22 protein-coding genes are annotated in these 21072 nt (G+C 71.8%); 12 read left to right on the top strand and 10 right to left on the bottom strand.

Annotation, left to right across the window (positions count from 1 at the left end):
• Position 1: 1 nt before the first annotated feature.
• Positions 2-748, bottom strand: coding sequence for a dienelactone hydrolase family protein (locus ACZ6ZP_RS16960; RefSeq protein WP_366464683.1), 747 nt, complete (start codon positions 746-748; stop codon positions 2-4).
• Positions 749-1331: 583 nt separating this feature from the next.
• On the opposite strand from ACZ6ZP_RS16960, the gene ACZ6ZP_RS16955 reads away from it, so the two are divergent.
• On the top strand, positions 1332-1505 hold the full coding sequence (locus ACZ6ZP_RS16955; protein ID WP_366464682.1) for a hypothetical protein: 174 nt from the start codon (positions 1332-1334) through the stop codon (positions 1503-1505).
• Here ACZ6ZP_RS16955 and ACZ6ZP_RS16950 read toward each other — a convergent pair.
• Positions 1502-2242 (bottom strand): SDR family oxidoreductase, encoded by a 741-nt coding sequence (locus ACZ6ZP_RS16950; protein ID WP_361468861.1) that lies wholly within the window; start codon positions 2240-2242, stop codon positions 1502-1504. The two genes, ACZ6ZP_RS16955 and ACZ6ZP_RS16950, sit on opposite strands and share 4 nt — an antisense overlap.
• 105 nt (positions 2243-2347) lie before the next feature.
• Here ACZ6ZP_RS16950 and ACZ6ZP_RS16945 point away from each other — a divergent pair, with 105 nt between their 5' ends.
• Positions 2348-2839 carry an RrF2 family transcriptional regulator gene (locus ACZ6ZP_RS16945; protein WP_351166405.1) on the top strand — a complete coding sequence of 164 codons (492 nt, stop codon included), beginning with the start codon at positions 2348-2350 and terminating at the stop codon, positions 2837-2839.
• 30 nt (positions 2840-2869) lie between these two features.
• Here the strand turns inward: ACZ6ZP_RS16945 and ACZ6ZP_RS16940 are convergent, their stop codons facing one another.
• On the bottom strand, positions 2870-3466 hold the full coding sequence (locus tag ACZ6ZP_RS16940) for a CGNR zinc finger domain-containing protein (protein ID WP_351166403.1): 597 nt from the start codon (positions 3464-3466) through the stop codon (positions 2870-2872).
• 38 nt (positions 3467-3504) lie between these two features.
• On the opposite strand from ACZ6ZP_RS16940, the gene ACZ6ZP_RS16935 reads away from it, so the two are divergent.
• A complete protein-coding gene (locus tag ACZ6ZP_RS16935) occupies positions 3505-4707 on the top strand; it encodes an MFS transporter (RefSeq protein ID WP_351166401.1) in 1203 nt (400 codons plus the stop codon).
• Positions 4708-4778: 71 nt separating this feature from the next.
• On the opposite strand, the gene ACZ6ZP_RS16930 is transcribed toward ACZ6ZP_RS16935, so the two are convergent.
• Positions 4779-4907, bottom strand: coding sequence for a hypothetical protein (locus ACZ6ZP_RS16930; protein WP_351166399.1), 129 nt, complete (start codon positions 4905-4907; stop codon positions 4779-4781).
• A 140-nt stretch (positions 4908-5047) separates the two neighbouring features.
• On the opposite strand from ACZ6ZP_RS16930, the gene fxsT reads away from it, so the two are divergent.
• A complete protein-coding gene (gene fxsT / locus ACZ6ZP_RS16925) occupies positions 5048-8758 on the top strand; it encodes an FxSxx-COOH system tetratricopeptide repeat protein (protein ID WP_469407331.1) in 3711 nt (1236 codons plus the stop codon).
• Between the two features lie 77 nt (positions 8759-8835).
• On the opposite strand, the gene ACZ6ZP_RS16920 is transcribed toward fxsT, so the two are convergent.
• Positions 8836-10014 carry a hypothetical protein gene (locus ACZ6ZP_RS16920; protein ID WP_469407329.1) on the bottom strand — a complete coding sequence of 393 codons (1179 nt, stop codon included), beginning with the start codon at positions 10012-10014 and terminating at the stop codon, positions 8836-8838.
• A 357-nt stretch (positions 10015-10371) separates the two neighbouring features.
• Here ACZ6ZP_RS16920 and ACZ6ZP_RS16915 point away from each other — a divergent pair, with 357 nt between their 5' ends.
• Positions 10372-10980 (top strand): hypothetical protein, encoded by a 609-nt coding sequence (locus ACZ6ZP_RS16915; protein ID WP_361468871.1) that lies wholly within the window; start codon positions 10372-10374, stop codon positions 10978-10980.
• 200 nt (positions 10981-11180) lie between these two features.
• Positions 11181-11465, top strand: a complete 285-nt coding sequence (locus tag ACZ6ZP_RS16910; RefSeq protein WP_469407327.1) for a S1 RNA-binding domain-containing protein — start codon at positions 11181-11183, stop codon at positions 11463-11465.
• 81 nt (positions 11466-11546) lie between these two features.
• On the opposite strand, the gene ACZ6ZP_RS16905 is transcribed toward ACZ6ZP_RS16910, so the two are convergent.
• On the bottom strand, positions 11547-11999 hold the full coding sequence (locus ACZ6ZP_RS16905) for an SRPBCC family protein (protein WP_351166389.1): 453 nt from the start codon (positions 11997-11999) through the stop codon (positions 11547-11549).
• A 150-nt stretch (positions 12000-12149) separates the two neighbouring features.
• On the opposite strand from ACZ6ZP_RS16905, the gene ACZ6ZP_RS16900 reads away from it, so the two are divergent.
• Complete coding sequence (locus tag ACZ6ZP_RS16900) at positions 12150-12752, top strand: hypothetical protein (protein WP_366464678.1); 603 nt, start codon at positions 12150-12152, stop codon at positions 12750-12752.
• Positions 12753-13044: 292 nt separating this feature from the next.
• Positions 13045-13599 (top strand): cupin domain-containing protein, encoded by a 555-nt coding sequence (locus ACZ6ZP_RS16895; RefSeq protein WP_469407325.1) that lies wholly within the window; start codon positions 13045-13047, stop codon positions 13597-13599.
• 242 nt (positions 13600-13841) lie between these two features.
• Here the strand turns inward: ACZ6ZP_RS16895 and ACZ6ZP_RS16890 are convergent, their stop codons facing one another.
• Complete coding sequence (locus ACZ6ZP_RS16890; protein WP_469407324.1) at positions 13842-14234, bottom strand: hypothetical protein; 393 nt, start codon at positions 14232-14234, stop codon at positions 13842-13844.
• A 189-nt stretch (positions 14235-14423) separates the two neighbouring features.
• On the opposite strand from ACZ6ZP_RS16890, the gene ACZ6ZP_RS16885 reads away from it, so the two are divergent.
• Positions 14424-15050, top strand: a complete 627-nt coding sequence (locus tag ACZ6ZP_RS16885; RefSeq protein WP_361468934.1) for a GntR family transcriptional regulator — start codon at positions 14424-14426, stop codon at positions 15048-15050.
• 101 nt (positions 15051-15151) lie between these two features.
• Here the strand turns inward: ACZ6ZP_RS16885 and ACZ6ZP_RS16880 are convergent, their stop codons facing one another.
• Positions 15152-15955, bottom strand: a complete 804-nt coding sequence (locus ACZ6ZP_RS16880; protein ID WP_469407323.1) for a carbon-nitrogen hydrolase family protein — start codon at positions 15953-15955, stop codon at positions 15152-15154.
• A gap of 128 nt (positions 15956-16083) precedes the next feature.
• Entirely contained in the window at positions 16084-17448 is a 1365-nt protein-coding gene (locus tag ACZ6ZP_RS16875; protein WP_361468886.1) for an MFS transporter, read from the bottom strand.
• 137 nt (positions 17449-17585) lie between these two features.
• On the opposite strand from ACZ6ZP_RS16875, the gene ACZ6ZP_RS16870 reads away from it, so the two are divergent.
• Positions 17586-18275 carry a DUF2848 domain-containing protein gene (locus ACZ6ZP_RS16870; protein WP_351166379.1) on the top strand — a complete coding sequence of 230 codons (690 nt, stop codon included), beginning with the start codon at positions 17586-17588 and terminating at the stop codon, positions 18273-18275.
• 164 nt (positions 18276-18439) lie between these two features.
• Here ACZ6ZP_RS16870 and ACZ6ZP_RS16865 read toward each other — a convergent pair whose 3' ends face one another.
• Positions 18440-19723 carry an MFS transporter gene (locus ACZ6ZP_RS16865; RefSeq protein ID WP_469407321.1) on the bottom strand — a complete coding sequence of 428 codons (1284 nt, stop codon included), beginning with the start codon at positions 19721-19723 and terminating at the stop codon, positions 18440-18442.
• A gap of 125 nt (positions 19724-19848) precedes the next feature.
• Here ACZ6ZP_RS16865 and ACZ6ZP_RS16860 point away from each other — a divergent pair, with 125 nt between their 5' ends.
• Together ACZ6ZP_RS16860 and ACZ6ZP_RS16855 are read left to right on the top strand one after the other, a co-directional pair.
• Positions 19849-20388: a CGNR zinc finger domain-containing protein gene (locus ACZ6ZP_RS16860; RefSeq protein ID WP_469407320.1), complete on the top strand. Its 540-nt coding sequence runs from the start codon at positions 19849-19851 to the stop codon at positions 20386-20388.
• 144 nt (positions 20389-20532) lie between these two features.
• Complete coding sequence (locus ACZ6ZP_RS16855) at positions 20533-20922, top strand: hypothetical protein (protein ID WP_351166373.1); 390 nt, start codon at positions 20533-20535, stop codon at positions 20920-20922.
• The last annotated feature ends 150 nt before the right edge of the window (positions 20923-21072 follow it).

Below are 21072 nucleotides of genomic sequence, written 5' to 3'. Positions count from 1 at the left end.
CTCACTTCAGGTGCCGGGTGAAGAAGCGGCCCCCGTCCTCCACCTCGAACCACGGGGTGCCGGTGTGCCCGCCCAGGTTGGCGTGCAGCGTCTTCTGTCTGCTGCCGAAGGCGTCGAACAGGTCCAGGGCACGCTGGCGGGGGTTTCCCTCGTCGTCCCACTGCAGCAGGAACAGCAGCGGAACGGTGACCTGCCGGGCCTCCTCGCGCTGGGCGCGGGGCACGTACCCCCCGGCGAAGAGGCCGGCGGCCGCGATGCGCGGCTCGGTCGCCGCGAGGCGGATGCCCAGGGCGGTCCAGCCCGAGTACCCGACCGGGCCGCCGATCTCGGGCAGCGCCAGGAGGGCGTCCAGAGTGGTCCGCCAGTCCGGGACCGCCTTCTCGACCAACGGGCCGATCATGGATTCGAAGATCTCGTCGACCGGCTCGCCGGCCTGCATCGCCCGGCGGAGGTCGGTGCGGGCCTGCTCTTCGGCGGCGGAACGGGGCCGGTCACCGCACCCGGCGGCGTCGATGGTGGCCACCGCGTAGCCGTGCGCCGCGGTGTGCCGGGCCCGGGCCATCAGCCGGGCGTCCCTCTTGGGCAGGCCGTTGTTGTGGGCCATCAGGATCAGCGGGGCCGGTGCGGCGGGTCCAGGCTCCCCCGGTGCGGCGGACTCAGGCGTCCACAGCGTGCCGGGGATCTCGCCGAGGGTGAACTCGCGCTCGAGGACGCCGTCGTCGAGGCGCTGTGCGGAAGTGAAATGCATGGTCGTGCCTTTCGGGAGTGCTCACAGCGGCGCTCCCGGACGACCTATCGCCCGACCGTGACCCCGGAGGGGAGCACCCATGTCGATACTGCGTTCACGGGTACCACCTCCTCGTTCTCTCGCACGGCCTCCGGGAAAGTAGCAGGGGCCGCCGGGGTCCGCCAACGGGTTTTCGCGCGGGCTCGGCCCGGGGCGGTGGCGGCGATGAGTTCGGGGCGTCCGTCCGGTCTGCCGTGCGGCGGGTGCTTTCGCACCGGCGCGACGAAACGAGGAGCTCCGGATGTTGGACATCGAGCCGCAGCAGCCGCCGGGAAGGTCCTCCTGCACTTCAGCATGTCGCTGGACGGGTTCGTGGCGGGTCCGAACCACGCCACGGACTGGCTGGCCGGGGTCACCGGCCGCGACGGCGTGGAAGAGGAGTACATCGAGACCACCGGCGCGGTCCTGGGCGGGCGGGACGGCTGGGACCGCGATCCGAGCGCCCGGCCCCTACAGCGACGACTGGAACGGCTCGATCTTCGTCCTCACCCACCGCCCCGAAGACGCGACGCCCCCCGACGGCGTCACGTTCCTGAACCGCGACGTGGCCGAGGCGGTACGCATCGGCCTGGAGGCCGCCGGCGGCAAGAACCTCGAGGTCCTCTCCCCCGCGATCGGCCGCCAACTGCTCGAACGCGGCCTGATCGACGAGATCGATGTGCGTTACCGCCCGGCTGCCGGGGCGTCGGAAGCCCATGTGTCCGGGCCGCGCACCTAGCGCGTCGTGGTGAGCCAGTCCTCGTAGTGGGTGGGAGCCACGCGCGCGTCGGGGCCTGCGACAAGAACGTCGCCGCGGACGGCGGCGAACATGCCCGCCGTCTCGTCGGTGACGACGGTGCGGGGGTCCTTGCGGGCCGACAGCGTGAGGCGGCCGAGTTCGTCGAGCGGGAAGACGTCGGGGCCCGCGACGTCGAGCGTGCCGTTGCGTGGCGGGGCGGTGGCCACGTCCGCGAGGGCCTGGACCACCTCGGCGGTCGCGATGGGCTGGATGCGCGTCGCGGGCAGCCGGACGCTCTGTTCGTCGGCGGTCCACGTCATGACCGCGTCCATGAACTCGAAGAACTGGGTGGCGCGCACGATCGAGTACGCAGTGGGCCCCTGCCGCAGCAGCTCCTCCTGGAGGGTCTTCGCGCGGTAGTAGTCCAGCTGCGGCACCTGGTCGACTCCGACGATGGAGAGGATGACCTGGTGGCGGACGCCGGCGCGCTCCCCCGCGGCCAACAGGTTCCCCGTGGTGGTGCGGAAGAAGTCCGGGGATGCTTCGTCGAACGTGGGCGAGTTCGACACGTTGACGACCGTGTCCGCGCCCTTGAGCGCCTGGTCGAGGCCCGTGCCGGTGAGCAGGTCGACCCCGGTCGACAGGGATGAGGCGACCACCTCGTGGCCTGCCTCGCGAAGCCGGGAGACGAGCTGGGATCCGATCAGTCCGGTACCGCCGATGACCGTGATGTTCATGATCGTGCCCTTCTGTGAACCGAGTTCCACTGCCGAGCAAACTCGGATATCCGATGTCCGAGATAATACTCGGATACTCTATGTCCGAGTCAACTGGGAGGGCGCATGAAACTGTCCGGCGGCGTGGAGTGGGCGCTGCACTGCTGTGTGGTGCTGACCGCGGCAACCGAGCCGGTCCCGGCTGCCCGACTGGCGCAGCTGCACGACGTCTCCCCCAGCTACCTGGCCAAACAGATGCAGGCCCTCTCCCGGGCGAACCTCGTCAAGTCCATCCAGGGCAAGACCGGTGGATACGTCCTGACCAGGGCGGCCTCCGACATCGCGGTCCTGGACGTGGTGCAGGCCGTCGACGGGGCGAGCCCGGCGTTCACCTGCACCGAGATCCGCCAGCGAGGCCCCTTCGGGACCCCGCCCCAGGACTGCGTCAAGCCGTGCCCCATCGCCCGCGCGATGGCCGCGGCCGATGCCGCCTGGCGCGCGTCGCTTGCGGCGGTCTCCATCGCCGACCTGGTCGGCTCGGTGGAGCAGGACAGCGGGCCCCAGGCCCTGCCGAGCATCGGCACGTGGCTCGACGCGGCGAACGGCTCCGACGGCTGAGGTGCCCGCACCCTGCCCCGGTCGCGCGCCCTAGCTGTCGCCGCTCGGCTGCTCGGCGGAGCGGGAGCGTCGATGGGCCGCCACGCGTTCGCGGGTCGCGCATCGGCGCGAGCAGTAGCGGCGCTCGGGACCGCTGCCCTGGCTGATGAAGACGTCGTGGCAGCTGGGTGACGCGCAGACTCGGCCGGGCGGGCGTTGACGGTCCCAGACCAGGACGGTCAGGGCCATGCAGGACGAGGCCAGGAGCCACTCGTCCCAGCAGGCGTCGTCGGCGTGGTCGAGGTGGGGATGCCAGGGGGTGCTGCCGCCGTGCGAGGTCAGGCGGAGCGCTCCGGTGTGTTCCCGCAGGAGGCGGTTGAGCGCGGCTGCGGCGCCGTCGGCGTCCTCGGCGGCGAAGACCTGTCGCAGCAGGGCGGCGGCCGCACGCATCCCGGCGACGTCGCGCGCGGTGAGGTCGATGGGGTCCGCCTCGCCGTAGGCGCGGAGCACTGCGGCGACGTCGGCCGGGTCAGGGCAGTCGCCGGCGAGAGCGTTGACCAGGGCGGCGGTCCGCTGAGCCGTGGTCAGCACCGAGTGCCGGGTGGACCAGTCGTCGCTGTGGGAGGACACCTGTGGAATGTAACGCATCTTGCTGAGTTTTGAGTTACCTGCGTAACGTCCTGAAGATGAAAAGGCGTTACTCGCTCCCCCGCTATCTCGCCGGGGCATCGGCAGCTCGCGCCGGGGACGAGATGTCAGGACCGGCGCTGATGCTGGCGGGATTCGCCCTGACCGGATCGGCCACCGACGCCTCTTCCCTGCTCGCGGGCATCACGGTCTCCGCCGCGGTGGGAGGACCGGTGCTCGGGGCGCTTCTCGACAGGGCAGTGCGGCCCGGACGCGTACTGGCCGGGGCCCTCGTCCTGTATGCGGCGGGGCTGGGGACCGTCCTGGCGGGACTCGGCCGGTGGCCGCTGCCCGTCACCATCCTGATCGCCGTGGTGACAGGGCTCCTGGGCCCGGCCCTGTCGGGGGGATGGACGGCCCAACTGCCCCGCGTGGTGCCTGGCGAGCGCTTGCCCCGGGCGAACACCCTCGACGCCATGACGTTCGGCGGGGCGAGCCTGGCAGGACCGGCTCTGGCCGGCGGTGTGGCGGAGGCGCTGGGGGCATCGATGTCCGTGGTGGTCGCCGTGGCGCTGATCGCCTCGGCACTGCCCGCGGCGTGGCTGCTGCCCGCCCGTCCCGGCCGGGCGCGGGACGCCCGGACCACCTCGGTGATCAGCGACCTGACGGCCGGGATGCGGGTCATCGCCGGAAGGCGGCCCTTGGCCCGCGCGACCCTCACCTCGGTCGTCTCATGCGCCGCCCAGGGCATGCTGGCGGCGTGCGTCCCGCTCCTGGGCGAGCGCGTTTTGGGCGGGGCCGGCCGCGGCGCGCTGCTGCTCTCCTGCGCGGCGGTCTCCGCCCTGCTGGCCAACGCCGCACTCGCCCGGTTTCCGCGGTCGGTCGCCCCCGACACGATCATCTGGGGCAGTGCACTCGTCCAGGCCGTCGCGCTGGCCCTGGCCGCGTGGGGGCAGCCGGTCGTACTCATCGTGGCCGTACTCCTGGCGGGAGTCGGCGAAGGACCCCAACTGGCCGCCTTGTTCGCGGTCCGCCACCGGGAGGCACCCGACCACCTGCGCGGCCAGATCTTCACCACCGGTGCGAGCTTGAAGATCACCGGGTTCTCCCTGGGGGCAGCAGTCGCCGGACCGTTCGCGGCCTGGTCCCTTCCCGGCGCTTTGGCACTCGCGGCAAGTGTGGCCGCCCTCGCCGCAGCGGCCTTCTTCGCGATCCCCTCGGCACCCGTCGACTCGTCCGAGGACCGCGTCATGACGCGTTGATCAGGACCGCGGACACCGCTCACGAGGGCCGGGCCGCCCCGCGGCCGGCGGCAGCCCGGCCGCCCCGACCGTCACGGCCAGGGGATCGCGTCCAACAGCCAGGCCAGTAGGGCACCCACCGCTCCCGACACGGCTGCGGTGGCCATGGCGAGAACAGGGCGCTTGCCGACCTCTTCCTGGACCGGGCTCTTGCGGCTCATACGTGGCATTCTGGATGTCCCCTTGGTGAGATCGGCCTCGTTGCCGGGTGCTTCAACTCTGCGCGGCGGGCCCGGTGTTGCGGGGGTACGCACGCGTTGCGAGTCATCCCAACGCTGCGCGAGTCCGACGGGGGCGGGGCATGGACGAACTGGCGGAGCAGCCCGAGAGCGCGGCACGCGAAGAGCTCGTACCGGAACCGTGGGAGGAGGCCGGCGGGAGCGCCCTGAAACCGATCCCGCCTCATGTGGCGCCCCCGTGCCGCGAGTTGGCCGAGGGGCTGCGCAGCCTCTCCGCCGCTCTGCGGATCTCCGTCCGCCGCTACGCGGTCCGTACGCACTACGACCCCGGCACGGTCTCCCGCTACCTGAACGGCACGGCGGTCGCCCCGGCGGAGTTCGTCGAACGACTGCTGACCGATGCCGCCCAGGCGCTGCGACGGCCGATCTCCGTCCAGGTCACCGACCGAGTGACGGTCCTGCAACGGGCCGCGCTGAAGGCCACGAGCGCATTGGGCTACGAGCTTCAGGTCCTCAAGGACCAGCTGATCGAGGCCGACCGAAGATTCCAGTCCGCCGAGGCCAATGTCGAGGCGCTGTCGCAAGTGCTGCTGGACAAGAAGCGCCGCATCGCCGAGATGGATGCCGAGACGCAGCGGCTGCAGCTGTCGTACACCGCCCAACAGGACGAAGGCAGCCGGGCGTTGCAGGCCCTGCACACCGCGCACCAGCGATTACTGGAGGAGCGTGACCGTCTCCTGGGTGAGATCGCGCAGCTTCGACAGGCCCTGGATCAGGCACAACGCCAGGCCATCGAGGCGGAACAACGGTGCGAGGCGCTGGAGCACCAGATGCTCGCCGCGGAGGAGACCCTGGCCGCGGAGGTCGAAGCGCGCTCCGGCACCGACCCCGGCCGCTTCACCATCAGCTACGCGGGACCGGACCGGCCGTGGGCGGTGTGGATCAGGCACCGCCTCGAGACCATCGGCCACGACGCCGTCATCCAGGGTTGGGACCCGCCCGTCGGCCTGTCCCTCCAGGAGGCGCTGCGGTCGCTTCTGGTGGTGGACGGCACCCACATACTGCTCCTGAGTGAGGAGTTCGTGCTGGCCGGCGGCCACACCGAGGACGGCTGGGCGCAGGCCCTGCGCGGCGCCACCCCCTCGCCCCAGACGCCTCGGCTCGCCGCCTTCACCCTCACCGACCGCGAGTTCCCCCACCTGGTCGCCGTACTGCCGAGCACGCGCCTGCTCGGCGTCGACGCGGACGACGACGAGCGCCGCGTTTTGCAGCGCCTCAACATCGATCCGGACCTCGGTGGTGTCAAGACCGGTGCCAGCGCCCCTCGTTACCCCGCCGAGCCGCCACCGGTGTGGGGCGACGTGCCCCGGCGCAATCCGCACTTCACCGGCCGGGGCGTTCAGCTCGGACAGCTGCGCCATTGGCTGGACGAGGCGCCGTCGGGCGCGGCCATGGCCGCCCTGGTGGGCATGCCGGCCATCGGCAAGACGCAGTTCGCCGCCGAGTACGCCCATCGGTTCGCCGCTCAGTACGACGTGGTGTGGTGGGTCGCGGCGGGGACGCGGGAGGCGTTCCGCCAGGGGATCACCGCTCTGGCTCCGGCCCTGGGGGTGGACCAGGACGGCAACCGGATGGACCCGGTCCTCAAGGCCCTGCGCCGAGGAACCCCCTACGGTCGCTGGCTGCTGATCCTCGACGGCGCCGACGAACCCGCTGACATCGCCGGTTCCCTTCCGGGCGGCCCCGGCCACGTACTGATCACCTCTCAGAACAGCGACTGGGCGGAGCATCAGGTGGAGACCGTGCGGGTGCTCCCGCTCGACCGGCCGGAGAGCATCCGGCTGATCCACCGCAGGATTCCCCGGATGAGGCCCTCCCAGGCCGACCGCCTGGCCGACGAACTCGGTGACCACCCGCTGGCCGTCGCCCAGGCGCTCGCCTACCTCGATCACACCCGCATCGCCGTGCCGGAGTACCTCGAGCGACTGCGGGACACCTCATGGGAGAGGGCGCCCCTGCGGGTGACGGGCGAATACCCGACGACATTCTCCCGCGCCCTGATGGCCGTCCTCGAGCGCCTCCGCGAATCGTCCTTCGAGGCGGTGGACCTCCTGCACGTCTGCGTACTGTTCGCCGACACCGGGGCCCCGCTGGGCCTGCTCAGGCTCAGCCTTCCCGAACCCTTGCGCGGACAGTCCCTGGACTCGCTCCGCTGGCAGGAGCTGGTCGGCACCATCGTGGCGCACTCGCTGGCCGACATGGAGGCCGGCGAGGAGAGCGACGAGACGATCGAGACGCCCAGCACCACCCTGCGCATGCACCCGCTGGTGCGCCGCGTGGTCCGCGACGACATGGCCGGCGGCTACCGTTCGACGCTCCTGCGGCGCGTGCGCCACGCCCTGGCCGCCGCGGATCCGCGTGACCCCGAAAACGTCCGCGTATGGCCCCAGTACGCCCAGATCGTGCCGCACCTGGAAGCTTCGGCGGCCCCGGGCGAGGCCATCGCGGAGGATTCGGGACTGATCCTCAACTGCGCGCGCTACCTTCACCTGCGCGGCGAGTCCCGGTCCGCGCTGTCGCTCGTCGAGCGCGTCGAGCGCGCGTGGACCAGCCGGCCGGGCGACGACGGCCCGCCCCAGGCACACGTCCTGGCGGCGCGTCGCAGCGAAGCCCTCAGGGCGCTGGGCCACTTCGGCCGGGCGCTGGACGCCGACCGCGCGGAGCAGGCGAGGCTGCGGGCGACCGCGCACCCCGCGGGCGCCGACACGATCGAGACGACGGGTGACGTGGCCGCGGACCTGCGCGGCCTCGGCCGCTACGAGGACGCGCTGGAACAAGCCCGCACGGCGCGCAGGGGACGCGAGGACCTGCACGGTCCGAGCCATCCGTGCACCCTGGGAGCGGTCGTCGGCGTGACCGACTCGCTGCGGCTGCTGGGACGGTACTCCGAAGCGCTGCTCCTTGACCGCAGGGCGGTCGCGGGACATCAGCGCCTCGCGGAGCCCCCGACCATGGGCAGCCTGCTGGCCCAGGCACGCCACGCGATGGACCTGCGCCTGCTGGGCCACTTCGAGAACGCGCTGGCCCAACAGTTGCAGGCCACCCTCGGCCACCGTGAGCTGCTCGGTTTCGAGAACCCCGCCACCTTGTGCGCCGAGCACCACCTGGCGCTCTGTGAGCTGCGCACCGACGCCGTGGGAGAGGGCCTGACCCGACTGCGGGAGGTGCGCCAGGCCGCCGACGAACTCCTGGGCCCCGACACCCCGCTCGCGCTGAGGGCCGCAACGAGCCTGGCGGCCGCGGAGCGTTCGCACGGCGACTTCGACGACGGCACCGCGCTGTGTCAGCACGTGGCGAACCGCTACCACGCACTGCTCGGACCCGAACACCCTTACACCGCAGGGGCGTTGACGAACCTCGCGGTGGCCGTGCGCATGGGAGGTGACACGCCGGGCGCGGTGACCCTGGGCGAACAGGCGATGCGGTCCGCCGTGACCGCCCTCGGCGCCCGTCACCCCTGGACCCTGGGCATCGCGTACAACCTCGCATCGGACCTGGGCCACCACGGCCGCCATGAGGCGTCCCTGGCCCTGGCGAGGGACACGGCGCGCGATGCGGCGGCGACGCTGGGGCCCCGCCATCCGCAGACGCTGTTGGCGCACGTGGCCGTCGCCGCGGAGCTCGGGGCGGCGGGGGCCGGGGAGGAGGCGGACGCGATCCAGGCCCGCGCCCTGGCCGACCTCACGGAGACCCTGGGAGAGCAGCACCGCCTCACCTCGGCCGCCCACGCCCACGGCCATCCCGTCTGGACCTTCGACCCGCTGCCCACCTGATACGCGGATCACGGCCACCGCGCGAGCGCGCCCACCGACGATGCCGTCGATGGGCGCGCTCACCTGCTCGGGTACGCCTAGCCGCGCGGGGCGGGCTCCCGGTTGGCCGCGGTCCTGAGACCGGCGACCGTGAACGCCACGACCAGCAGTGCGGCCAGCGCGGCGACCACCGCCGACACGGCCGGGATGGGCGCTGTCACCCCGTCAGGCCGCAGTACGTAGGCGAGCGTCCTGGAGTCGAACCGGTCGTCCACGAGATGGCCGACAGCCAGCGCACCGGCCACCAGCGTGCTCGCCACGGCCACGACCGGCGATCCGCTCAGGAACAGCGCCACGCCCGCCACGGCGCAGATGACCGAGACGCCGAGCGCGGCGGACAGCGCGAGGGTGGAGGCGTCCGACCAGTTCAGCGGGAAATGAGCCGCCGCACAGAGCAGGAGCAGGACGCCTGCCATCCGACGCAGCCACACCAGGGGCGTCGCGCCCTGGGCGTGTGCGGTCCCGGCAGCGGGGGCGGGAGCGGTTGCGGGTCGGGCGGCCTCGGCGGGCGGCGTGCTCGGCACGCGCGGCGCGTCCGGGATGTCGATTCCGGTGGTGTCGGCGGCCTTGTGGTCCCGCAGGCTGTCGATCAGCTGCATCAGATCCTCGACCGACCTGGTCGTGCCGGCGGCGTGCACCGCCTCGGCACCGCTGTGCGGATCGTGCGGGGGACGCGACAGGAGCTGGACCAGACGGCTCACCTCCGGAATGGGCCGCTCCTCGGCGGCGTGCCGGATGGCCTCGTCCATGTGGTCGACCGAGTGCTTCGGCGGGCCCAGCAGTTCCACCAGCCGGGTGACGTCGTCGACCGAGCGGGCCACGGCGGCCAGCCGGAGCACCGAGGCGGCGGTGGTCACGCCGTCGGGCGACTGCTCCAGGAGGGTGACGAGGTCGACGACATCGTCCAGCGGCCGGGACACGACGGCGACGCGTATGAGCTCGACCACCGCCTCGTCATCGGCGTCCGGCGCAGCCTGTTGCGAGGGGGCGACGTCGGGCTCGGGCGCCTGCCGCCCCAAGGGACCGTCGTCGGCTTCGTACGCGGTGCGTTCCTGGGGAACCTCGTCGGTGTCCTGGTCGGCTGTCTGCGGCCACGGTGCGGGCTGCTCCCGGGGTGGGGCGCCGAGCTGCGCGGTGCCCCAGTGAACCGACGTCGTAACCAGAGGTTCGCCGGTCCCGGAAGGATCCCCCGCGGCAGAGAATGACTCAGCGGCCATTTCAGTTCTCCATTTCAGCGGGACGTCCTCGTCCCACACGTGTACGTGTATCCCGTTCTATGCACGCTTCTTTCACCCCGCCACTGGAGGAGTCCTCCGGCGGCGCGTACTCGATCACTTCGGGCGCGAGGGAACCGAGGAGGGAAATCCCGCGAAAGGGCGGCGCCTGCCCGATCCGTGAAGAACGCGTTTGGGTCCGCCGAGGTGCCTGGGCCGGAGATGTCGTGTATTCCCGCCTCAGGCAGACGGCCTCCGCCCGGCCGGATACCGCCCGCCGGCGAGCGCGGCCCGAACCCCGTTGTCGGTGAACGGAGTTGACGGCCCGTGGCCGTCGGCGCCCGTGGGTAGGATGATCCAATGAAAAATCGGGGGCGCACACTCAAGGTCACGGCAACACTGGTGCTGTCGGCACTCGCTCTGACCGGCTTCACGACCGGCCGGGGGCACGGCGGTGGCGGTCGCCACAGCGGCGGTGGCGGCGGAGGCGGCTGCAGCAGTTCGAGCCAGAACCACGACAGCTCCTCGTCGAGCGCCTCCGGGTCGTCCGGATCGGTGACATCGGGGTCGGGCTACGACGACGATGACGATGCGTACGGCAGCAGTGACGGCGGAAGCAGCACCAGCGGCGGCACCTACAACCGGCGACCGGGCAGCAATTCCACCTCCACCAGCTCACCCGGTGGCGAGCAAATGGAGGACGCGCAGGCCAAGTTGGTCAGCTGCGCGACCAAGGCGGCACCGTACGCGACGGTCAAGGTCACGAACGGCAACAAGAAGACCGGCCGCTTCTGGGTGTCGGTCACCTTCGTGGACGCGGAGGGCATCACCATCACCGAGGAGAGCGAGGAGGTCAAGGTGCCCGGGAAGGGCAAGGCGACCGCCCGCCTGGAGATCGGTGGCGAGGGCCTGGTCGACTCCGTCGAGCACTGCGAGGTCGACCCGCACGCCATCCCCGTGTCCAGCTGAACTCCTGCCTCGCCGACAGGTACTCGCACCGGAACTGCGGGGCGGAAAGGCCGACGGTGATGGGCCCGTCTGAGAACCCAGGCTTCTGGGCAGTTCTGGAATCGCTACGCCTCGGCGAGATACTGGCCGGCACGGTCGGGCAGCGCGTTGCGTGTGAGTTCCTCCAGTTCGACACCTGAAATCTGAAGGCCCGGCTGCCCTTGCGGGCGCTACAGCCCGACCCGTTCCAGGACTTCGCGGACCGCACCGAGGTGGGCCGCCGCTTGGAGGATCAGGTCACCAAGCTGCTGCCGTTCGGCGCCTTCGTGCGGGTCGCCGACGGGATCGAAGGGTTGGTCCACCTCCGGGAACTGGCATGCACGCCCGTGGGGAGCCCAAAGGACGCCGTCGAGGTCGCTGACGAGATCTGCGTCGTCGCCACCGAGATCGACCGGGTGCGCCGCAGGGTGGCCCTGTCCCGACGACAGGCTCCTGCTGCCGGGTGAACCGCCCGTCGCAGACGGCGAACGAGGCGGAGACCGCGACCGGGGCCACGGTCGGACCGACAGGCATGCGCAGGGCCGCGCTCAGCGGCGGGCCGGTGCGGAGGAGCCGTTCTCGACGGTGTCGGCGAGGCGGGCGAGCATGCTGCGGTGGCGTAGCTGCAGGAGCGCGTCGAGTGCGGCGTTGTGCAGGGCGGCGCCCGGTCCGCGCAGGGGGTGCTCGTCGACGATGACCAAGGTCTGCCGGCCCCAGGGTCGCACCTCGATGGCGATGCGGGCGGTGCCGAGCTTCCCGCTGTCCGCCTCCAGTTCGATGCGGCGGGGCGGATCGACGTCACGCACGGTTGTCGTGTTGGTCCCCGTCCAGGGGCCCAGGCGGACGGCGTACTCGATCGAGGAGCCCAGCTGTGGCCAGTCGCTGCCGACCTCGCGGGACGAGTCCGGGCCGACCACCCAGTCGCCGTAGCGGGACCCGTCGGCAAGGACGGCCCACACCTCTGCGGGCGGCCTTCTGATCAGCCGGTGACGTACTGCCATGTCGGCTCCCTCGCCTGCGTCGGAACGGTCCTGAACCGGTGTGCCCAGCGTAGGACGGTCCACACACCGCCGCCTTCTCGCAGATGCTCCGGAAGCCGTGGGCGAGAACCCGGTCGCCTGCGGCAGCGTGCGCCTGCGAGGGTGTCGGCCATGGATTTCGCACCGGGCACCGGACCTGTCCGCCACCACGACACGGGGGCTTGGCTGGCCCGGTTCGCCGGCCGCATGCTCGTGGCCTGCCGGACGTGCGGTGGCCGCGCGGTCGTGGTCCCCCGGCCCGGGCTGCCCGCCCCCAAGTACTTCAGCGAGCTCCTGTTCCAGCCGCGGCGTCTGGCCTGCGGTGGGTGCGGGACCGTTGCCGACTGGTCGCCCCAGGTGCGGGGCGCCGGCCTTGTCGGTGCCGTACTGGGCGGCAGCGAGGATCCGTTCTTCCGGCGGCCGCTCTGGCTGCAGACCCGCTGCGTCGGCCACATCCTGTGGGCCTACAACGAGGAGCACGTCGACGAACTGTCCGCGTACGTGGGCGCCCAGTTGCGCGAGCGTGGCGGGGCGCAACCGACGATGTCCATGGTCGCGCGGCTGCCGTCGTGGATGAAGAGAGCGGACCATCGCTCCGACGTCCTGGCCGGCCTGGAGACGCTGCGGGCGCTGGCCGAGCGGTCGTCGCCCGCCGATCGCTCCGATGCCGCGCACGAGCGCGGTGATCGTTCCCGAGCGCGCCGAAGCATGTACTTCCGGGGCGGGCCCTACTGAGCCGGGATGCTGGGCCCTGCCACTCGGTCCGGACACCGTGGCCGGCCGCACTGGCCGGGAAGTTGGTCCGGCGAGCGGCCGCAGCGGTTCCGTGGGACCAGCCCCTTGCGTCTTGACGTCCCTTCACCAGGCTCTCTACGGTCGCCGCATGGCCACCCGAGGATCTTGAGCCCGCTGTCCATCGGCCGAGCACCGGCCACGGCTCGCCGCGGCGGTGTCGGTGGCCGACTCCGTTGTGAGCCCGTCCCTTCCGGCCCGGCCGTCACGGCCCGCCCCGACGAGCAGGATCTCCATGGCTCCGCACACCACGCCCACGCCGTCCGACGACGAGCCGGCCGCCGCCGCCCGCCACGACGCGTTCCACCCGGACCTCCCCGGCCACGACAGCAGCTCGCCGCCCCTGAGCGCCCGCCTTCACCACATCCGCGCCGACGCCCTCGACGGCGACACCGCGCAGACGGGCGGAATGCGGCGCTTCGCCGCGATCACCGGTGGGAGCGTCGGGTCGGAGCGGATCTGGATGGGCCAGACCCACGTCGCCCCGGACACCACCTCCTCCAACCACCACCACGGGGCGTCCGAGACGGCCATCCACGTCATCAAGGGGCACCCGGAGTTCGTCTTCCTGGACGACTCCGGCGGGACGCCCGAGGAGATCCGGATCCGCACGGCGCCGGGCGACTACATCTTCGTTCCCCCGTACGTCCCGCACCGCGAGGAGAACCCCAGCCCCGACGACGAGGCCGTCGTGGTCATCGCCCGCAGCACACAGGAGGCGATCGTGGTGAATCTGCCCGAGCTGTACGTCCTGGGCAGCGAGCCCGGCGCCGAGCGCGCGAAGGGCTGACGGCAAGAGGCGCCGCCAGGCTGCTCTTTGCGGTGCCCCTCGTCGCGCCTCAGGCCTGCCCGGACCGGCCGACCACACCGTGACTGCCGCAGCAGCCCGGGGCCGTCCACCAGCCCGACGGCGAGCATCCGCCCGTCCCGGCTCCACGTCCGCACCGCCGACCCGCACCCGATTTCTCACCGGCCCGCATGGCGGCGGGTTCGGGTCCTCGGGACGACGCCCGACGATCCCAGCGGCGGAACCTACTCCCCTCGCCCCTCATTGCTGCCGCCGTCTCCGATTTCGTACACGCGCCCCAACCGTGCCAGCGGGGCGCGCGGAACGTGCCCGGCCGGCCTCACCGTGTACGGGCCGACGCGAAACGGTGTCCGGAACACGCAGATGGCGGACCAGATCCCCCAGGCGCCGGGCACGCCGGGCCTTCTCGTGAAGGTGCCTTCCATCGTGACGAGGAAGACCGGCTTCTGAGGGGCACTCACCCGGTCACTTTCCTGCAGGTGCTTTATCGCGGCGTCCTGAGTGGTCGCCACCGCCCTGAGGTTGCGCGGTGCGTCCTCGCCCCAGGGCCGGGCCCACTCGCGAGCCGCTGTGCGAAGACGGTCAAGCACATCGTCCGGGATGACGCCGTCGTCCATGTCCGCACCGTAGACGCGCCTCGATATCGCGCAAGGTCCCGCGCTGTACCGGGGGCGGGGCGTCCTTGTGCGCCGCGGGCAGCTGAACCGAGGGGCGGGAGACCGCGTACTTCTGTTTGGGGCGCGGCTGGATGGGGGACCACGTGGTAACTTCCGTATACAAGGTGTATGCGATCTCTGGGGGTAGTGGTGGCATCGGGTCGGGAGAAGGCGTACGCGTACCTCAAGGACACGGTGCTGACGGACCCCGCGATGCAAGGGGAGTTCCTCTCCGAGCAGGACATCGCCGATCGGATCGGTGTCTCGCGCACCCCGATCCGCGAGGCACTGCTCCTGCTGGCCGCCGAGGATCTGGTCGAGTTGGTGCCCAAGCGCGGTGCGCGGGTGGCGCCGCTGTCGGGGCGTGAGATCACCGAGCTGATGCAGCTGCGCGGGATCGTCGAGCGGTTCGCGGCGCAGCACGTCATCGACACGGGGCGGGCCCCGGTGCGGGAGTTGGGCGAGTTCCTGGAGCAACAGCGCGTGCTGAGCGGCCCCGAGCAGGCCAAGGAGTTCATCGACGTGGATCATCTGTTCCACTCGTCGCTCGTGTCGGCCGTGGGCAATGCGCTGCTGGACCGGCATTACGAGGGGCTGCGCAGCCGTCAGGTGCGGGCCGGTGTCGTGGCCCTGTACAACCAGCAGGGCCGGCAGGACGCGGTGCTCGACGAGCACCAGGCGATCGTGGACGCGCTCGCGGCCGGTGACGCGCAGGCCGCGTGCGCGGCGATCGACAGTCATCTGGAGTCGACGCTGAAGGTGTTGCTGGCCGGATAGCCGGGTGCGGTGGAGGGGTTACAGCGGCGCGCCGCCGGGCCGGGGGCCCTGGCGAGAGCCCACCGGCCCGGCGGGGAGAGGCAGTTGCGGGGCCGGACTGCTCAGCCCGGCTCCCCCAGTCGGCGGTTGGCCAGCACCGGGATCTTCTTGCGGACCGCCGCGACCTCGTCGGCGTCCACCTCGGTCACGATGAGCTCCGGTTCGGCACCCAGGCGGTGGTGCACCGTCCCGTCGGGGCCGACGAGCATGCTGTGCCCCACTCCGGTGGGCGCCGCGCCCACCGGCTCGATGCCGCCGGTGGCCGGGTCGGCCTGACCGACGGCCGCGACCCACAGCGTGGCGTCCAGGGCACGGGCCCTCACCAGCAGCTCCCACTGATCGACCTTGCCGGGGCCCGCGCCCCAGGACGCGGCCAGCAGGGTCGCGGTGGCCCCGGCGTCGGCGTGGGCGCGGAACAGCTCCGGGAAGCGCACGTCGTAGCAGGTGGCAAGGCCCAGGCGGACGCCGTCCACGTCGATGGTGACGACCTGCGATCCGGCGGCGACGGTGTCGGACTCCGCGTAGCCGAACGCGTCATAGAGATGGATCTTGTCGTACGTGGCTTCGGTGCCGCGCCCGGTGGCCAGCAGGGTGTTGGCCACCCGGCCGCCGGAGGCGGGGGTGAACATGCCCGCCACGACGGTGATGCCCGCCGTCTCGGCGATGGCGCGGACCCCGGTGGCCCAGGGGCCGTCCAGGGGCTGGGCGAGCGGCGCCAGAGGGGTGCCGAAGCAGGCCATCGACGCTTCGGGGAAGACGACGATGTCCGCGCCGGCGTCGGCTGCGCGTCGGGTCCATTTCTCGATGAGGGCGAGGTTCTTGCTGGGCTCGGGTCCGGTGGTGAGCTGGCTCAGTGCGATGCGCACGGTGGGCCGCCTTTCGGCGTCGGGAGGGGTGGGAAGGGCGGAGGTCTCGGAGGTCAGGGAGCGGCGGCGGGCACGGTCACGGGACTCGGGAGGCGGGCCCGGTCACGGGACACGGGAGGCGGGCCCGGTCACGGGACACGGGCGGCGGGCACGGTCTGCGGTGTGCCCACCCCCGCGAGCTGTGCGTCCTCCTTCTCGGCGTGGGCGGCGTCGCGGCCCAGGCAGAGCCCGATGAGGGTCACGGCCGCGGCGGCGGCGAGGTAGAGCGCCAGCGGGATCCAGCTGTCGTAGGAGCTGAGCAGGGCGGTGAACAGCAGCGGGGCGATCGCTCCGCCGATGAGGCCCGCGAGAGTGTAGGCGAGCGAGGACCCGGTGTAGCGCAGGCGGGGCGAGAACTGTTCGGCGACGAAGGCCGCCTGCGGGCCGTACATGAAGGAGTGGATGGCCAGGGCCACCACGACGCCGCACACCAGCAGGATCCAGCTGTCGCCGTCGACCACGAGGAAGAACACGAACGGCCAGGCTCCCGCGGCGAGGGCGGAACAGCCGTACAGCAGGCGGCGGTTGACCCGGTCGGAGAGGGCGCCGGCCAGAGGGATGAGGAAGATCTGCAGGAAGGAGCCGAGCAGGACGGCCGTCAGAGCGGAGCCGCGTGTCATACCCAGTTCGTCGGTGGCGTAGGTGAGGACGAACACGGTGAACATCGCGTAGAGCACGTCGGGGGCGACCCGGCTGAGGATCGCGGCGCACAGGGCGCGGGGCTGGGTGGTGAAGACCTCGCGGATGGGGGCTTCGGGCCGGGACTCCTCGGCTTCCATGGCCTTGAAGACCGGGGTCTCCTCCAGCTTCGCCCGGATCCACAGGCCGAAGGCGACCAGGACGCCCGACAGCAGGAAGGCCACGCGCCAGCCCCAGGAGAGGAACTGCTCCTCGGTCAGGAGCACGCCTAGGGCGGCCAGTACGCCGTTGGCCAGGAGGTTTCCCGCGGGCGGTCCGATCTGTGCGGCGGAGGCGTAGAAGCCGCGGCGGCGCGGGTCGCCGAACTCGCTGGAGAGCAGGACCGCGCCGCCCCATTCGCCGCCGACCCCGACACCCTGGGCGAACCGCAGCACGACCAGGGCGATGGGGGCGGTGACGCCCGCGGTGGCGTGTGTGGGCAGGATCCCGATGAGGAACGTGGCCGCGCCGATGAGGACCAGGGTGGCGATGAGGACCTTCTTGCGGCCGATCACGTCGCCGAGGCGGCCGAAGACGAAGCCGCCCAGCGGGCGTGAGACATAGCCGACGGCGTAGGTGGAGAAGGCCAGCAGGGTGCCGGTGAGGGGATCTTCCGAGGGGAAGAAGAGATCACCGAAGACGAGTGCCGCGGCGGCGGAGTAGACCGCGAAGTCGTACCACTCCAGAGCGGTCCCGGTGAGGCTGGCGAAGAAGGCCCGGCGGACGCCGGAGCGGTCCGGCGAAACCGCCGGTGGGCCCTGAGGGGTGTGCTGCATGCTTCCCGATCCTTGCGTCGAGGGACATCGACCTGGACATCGACCTTCCGGCATACTTCTTGTATACAGGTCGTATGCGCAACCCCCTCGCCGGAAGTTGACCGTGTCGAGACCCGCCCCCTTTCCTGGAGTGCCCCATGACCGTGCTGACCTTCGAACTCCCCGACGGCTCCACCCGTGACGTCGACGTCGTACAGGTGCTCAACGCCGGATACGCCGGGCGTCAACAGGCCGACGTCGCCGCGCACGTCGCCGAACTCGCCCAGCTCGGGGTGCCCGCGCCGTCGGTGACCCCGGCCCTGTACCCCGTCTCCCCCTACCTGGCCCAGCAGACCGACCGGGTCGCCGCCCCGCACGCCCGCACGTCGGGCGAGGCCGAGTGGGCCCTGGTCGTGGCGGACGGCGGCGAGCTGCTCCTCACGGCCGCCTGCGACCACACCGACCGCGACCTCGAGGTGCACGGCGTGGCCTGGAGCAAGAACGCGGCACCCGATGTCCTGGCCCGCCAGGCCTGGCTCCTGGCCGATGTCGAGGGGCGCATCGACGAGCTGACCCTGCGCGCGTGGGTCACCGCCGAAGACGGCCGGGAGACCGAGATCCAGCACGGCACCCTCGCCGAACTGCTCACTCCCGCCTACTGGGCCGGCGTACTGCGCGAACGCGGCGGCCTGACGCCCGGCACCGTTCTGATCTCGGGCACGATCCCCATGGCCGAGGGCGTGGACCAGTTCGCCGAGGGCTGGCGCGTGGAGCTGGGCGATCCCGCCACCGGCAACACGATCCGGCTCGCCTACCAGGTGGTCCCTCTGCCCCAGCCCATCGGCTGAGCGGGCGTCGTCGACCGGCCGGGACGGCTCGCGGCGGGGATGCGACGCGGCTTCTCGACTCGGGGCGCCTCCGGGCCGGTTGGGGTCCAGCCCCTACGGGATCGTTCAGGGGCGTCCCGGCATTGCGCCACCCACGGCTGCCCCCTCACGGCCGGCCGATGCACCTAACGGGGCCGCAGGGCAGACCGGGTGACGTTCTTGAGGAACAGCACCGGCGTGGCCGCGGTAGCCACCGCGAACACCCCGAAGGCCAGCCGCATGCCGCCCAGTTCGGCCAGCAGGCCCACCAGGGCCGCGCCCAGCGGCATCGCACCGAAGTTGAAGAGGCGGGCCGCCGCGCCGTAGCGGCCGAGCATCCCGTCGGGGACCATGCGCTGGGTGATGGTGCGGGCGTTGACCGACCAGAGCGTGCCGCCCATGCCGCCGACGAAGGCACCGGCCGCCACCGCCCAGATGTTGGTGGTCAGGGCGGGCAGCGCCACCATCGCGATGGTGCCGATCAGATCGGCGAACATCGCCCGGCGCGCGCCGAGCAGCCGGTTCACCCAGGTCACGGCCACCGTGCCGGCCAGACCTCCGATCCCGAGGGCGCTGAGCAGGATGCCGTACTGCTGCGGCCCGAGCTCCATGACCTGCTTGGCGTAGAGCGGCATGAGTGCCAGCCAGGCACCCCAGACGGCGGAGAGCACGGCGACGACCACGGACAGCGTGCGCAGCAGCCGGTCCCGCCACAGGAAGCGCAGCCCTTCGGCGATGCGGCTGTTGACCGAGACACGAGGCGCGTCCGGGGCGGGCCTGCCGGGCCGGAAGGACCCCACCAGCAGGAGCAGGGCGAGGGCGGCGACCGCGTAGGACACACTGATCACGCCCAGCGCCAGGCCTGTTCCGGCGGCCAGCAGCAGCCCGCCGACGAAAGGCCCGGCGAATTCCTGTCCCACGGTCTCGGCCCCCACCATCCAGGTGTTGGCGCGCTCCCGCCCTGCCTCCGGCACCGCGGCCGGGACCAGCGCGGAGCCGGAGGTCGAGGCCAGTACGTCGGCGACGCCGAGAATCACTCCGGCGGCGAAGAGCCGGCCGAGCGTGATGCCGTCGGTCACGGCGGAGAGGGTGAGCCAGCCCATGGCGGCCAGCCGCATGGCACTGGCTCCCCAGAGCAGCCGCCGCCGGTCGAACCGGTCGACGAGCACGCCGACGTGCAGGGCGACGAACAGCCAGGGCAGTGTGAGGGTGAGCGAGACGGCGGTGACCTGGGCGGGAGATCCGGTGAGTTGGGCGGCGAGCAGCGGGAGGGCCATCTTCATCACGCCGTCGGCGAGGTTGGTCGCTGCGGTGAAGCCGACCAGGACAGCGGTGTTGCGACGACCGGGGTCCGGTGGCGAGCTCCCCTCCAGCGCCAACGCGCCGCCGCTCGCTGCGGCTTCCGTCCGTTCATGCACCGTCGTGGCCATGCCCATCCCCCTAACTGGCTAACGCTTTAGCCGGTGAGATCACCTTGGCGCACACCTCCCGTCGGCCGCAACCGGTAAAACGGTTAGACGGTAGAATGGCGGAAACCCGCGGGAGGTGACGCGCCATGCTGGAACCACCGGTCTCAGCCGTCCTGGTGGAGGCATTCGCCAACACGGTCGACGTGGAAGAGGCGAGCGACGAGATCGCCACCCCGGCCGGCCTGTCCGGCTGGCTGAAGGGCAGCGGCCTGCTCGACGCGCCCGGCGAGATCCCCACCGAGGTCCACACGCGCTACCTGACCCTTCGCGCGGGCATCCGCGAGGAGCTGGGCGCCCATGTCGGCGAGACCCCCGACCCGAAACTGCTGGCCGCAGCGGACCGCGTACTGGCCGAACACCCGGTGCTGGTCACCGCGGGCGGCCGCCTGATCCCCGCGGCAGGGCTGCCACCGCAGCGCTCACCACTGGCCGCGCTGGCGATCGCATGGAGCGAGCTGGTCACGACCGGGGACGCCGCCCGGCTCAAGCGCTGCGCCGAGCACACCTGCGGCTGGGTGTTCTGGGACGTGTCAAAGAACCGCAGCCGCCGCTGGTGCTCGATGAAGGTGTGCGGCAACCGCAACAAGTCCCGCTCGTACGCGTCCCGGCAGCGGGAGGCGACCTAGGCGGTGCCCGGCCGGCAGGCACGGCTGGTCACCCTGGCCACCGAGGAACCACCGGCGGCTGCCCGGCGTCGGAAGCGGCCGATACGCTGCGCGCACAGGTCATGATCATGGCTATGCCGGCAGGTCACGGGGATTGGGTTCAGCATGTCGTTTGGGAACGAGCACCGGTTGCCGTCGGACATAGGGATGGCGCTGGCGCGTAAAGAGCGTGCGCGAACCGAGCACTTGGCGCTGCCAGGACTGACAGCGGTCCTGGTCGCCGTAGCGGCCTTCCTGCTGCTGGTGCCGGTGGACTTCAACGAAACGGTCGTGCGCCCCAGCGGAATGGAGCGCAGCCTCTCTCTGGAGTGCGGCTCCGTCATCTCCCCCAAGGCGAAGGTGACGGACGGGGGTTTCTCCAGCTACCCCGGCCAGTGCACCGCGCAGCGGACCCAGTGGGCCGGCTACGCCGGGCTCGCGCTCGCGGGCGCTCTCGTGGTCATGACGGTCGGCGCCGCCGTCCAGCGCAGGAAGCCGAGTCCTGCCGCGCCCTAGCGGTCGCCGCCATTTCCCAGCAGCGCAGCCCGACCATCCCCCAGCCCCGTCGGTCAGCCTCTTCCACCACCTCGCCCCACCCCCTGAGGAACGCGGCGAACGAGGCGAAGTCGCATATCCAGCCGGTCGGTACCGCCGCGTGCCGGGCGA

Source organism: Streptomyces sp. NPDC054047, assembly GCF_055585065.1.
The sequence above is the reverse complement of the archived record's forward strand: the minus strand, read 5'-3'. Positions and strand labels throughout refer to the sequence as shown.

What these genes read in the sequence shown, in the direction of transcription:
- ACZ6ZP_RS16960 (WP_366464683.1), bottom strand. Translation starts at nt 748, where the DNA reads ATGCATTTCACTTCCGCACAGCGCCTCGACGACGGCGTCCTCGAGCGC.
- ACZ6ZP_RS16950 (WP_361468861.1), bottom strand. Translation starts at nt 2,242, where the DNA reads ATGAACATCACGGTCATCGGCGGTACCGGACTGATCGGATCCCAGCTC.
- ACZ6ZP_RS16945 (WP_351166405.1), top strand. Translation starts at nt 2,348, where the DNA reads ATGAAACTGTCCGGCGGCGTGGAGTGGGCGCTGCACTGCTGTGTGGTG.
- ACZ6ZP_RS16940 (WP_351166403.1), bottom strand. Translation starts at nt 3,466, where the DNA reads ATGCGTTACATTCCACAGGTGTCCTCCCACAGCGACGACTGGTCCACC.
- ACZ6ZP_RS16935 (WP_351166401.1), top strand. Translation starts at nt 3,505, where the DNA reads ATGAAAAGGCGTTACTCGCTCCCCCGCTATCTCGCCGGGGCATCGGCA.
- ACZ6ZP_RS16930 (WP_351166399.1), bottom strand. Translation starts at nt 4,907, where the DNA reads ATGAGCCGCAAGAGCCCGGTCCAGGAAGAGGTCGGCAAGCGCCCTGTT.
- fxsT (WP_469407331.1), top strand. Translation starts at nt 5,048, where the DNA reads ATGGACGAACTGGCGGAGCAGCCCGAGAGCGCGGCACGCGAAGAGCTC.
- ACZ6ZP_RS16920 (WP_469407329.1), bottom strand. Translation starts at nt 10,014, where the DNA reads ATGGCCGCTGAGTCATTCTCTGCCGCGGGGGATCCTTCCGGGACCGGC.
- ACZ6ZP_RS16915 (WP_361468871.1), top strand. Translation starts at nt 10,372, where the DNA reads ATGAAAAATCGGGGGCGCACACTCAAGGTCACGGCAACACTGGTGCTG.
- ACZ6ZP_RS16905 (WP_351166389.1), bottom strand. Translation starts at nt 11,999, where the DNA reads ATGGCAGTACGTCACCGGCTGATCAGAAGGCCGCCCGCAGAGGTGTGG.
- ACZ6ZP_RS16900 (WP_366464678.1), top strand. Translation starts at nt 12,150, where the DNA reads ATGGATTTCGCACCGGGCACCGGACCTGTCCGCCACCACGACACGGGG.
- ACZ6ZP_RS16895 (WP_469407325.1), top strand. Translation starts at nt 13,045, where the DNA reads ATGGCTCCGCACACCACGCCCACGCCGTCCGACGACGAGCCGGCCGCC.
- ACZ6ZP_RS16890 (WP_469407324.1), bottom strand. Translation starts at nt 14,234, where the DNA reads ATGGACGACGGCGTCATCCCGGACGATGTGCTTGACCGTCTTCGCACA.
- ACZ6ZP_RS16875 (WP_361468886.1), bottom strand. Translation starts at nt 17,448, where the DNA reads ATGCAGCACACCCCTCAGGGCCCACCGGCGGTTTCGCCGGACCGCTCC.
- ACZ6ZP_RS16870 (WP_351166379.1), top strand. Translation starts at nt 17,586, where the DNA reads ATGACCGTGCTGACCTTCGAACTCCCCGACGGCTCCACCCGTGACGTC.
- ACZ6ZP_RS16865 (WP_469407321.1), bottom strand. Translation starts at nt 19,723, where the DNA reads ATGGCCACGACGGTGCATGAACGGACGGAAGCCGCAGCGAGCGGCGGC.
- ACZ6ZP_RS16860 (WP_469407320.1), top strand. Translation starts at nt 19,849, where the DNA reads ATGCTGGAACCACCGGTCTCAGCCGTCCTGGTGGAGGCATTCGCCAAC.
- ACZ6ZP_RS16855 (WP_351166373.1), top strand. Translation starts at nt 20,533, where the DNA reads ATGTCGTTTGGGAACGAGCACCGGTTGCCGTCGGACATAGGGATGGCG.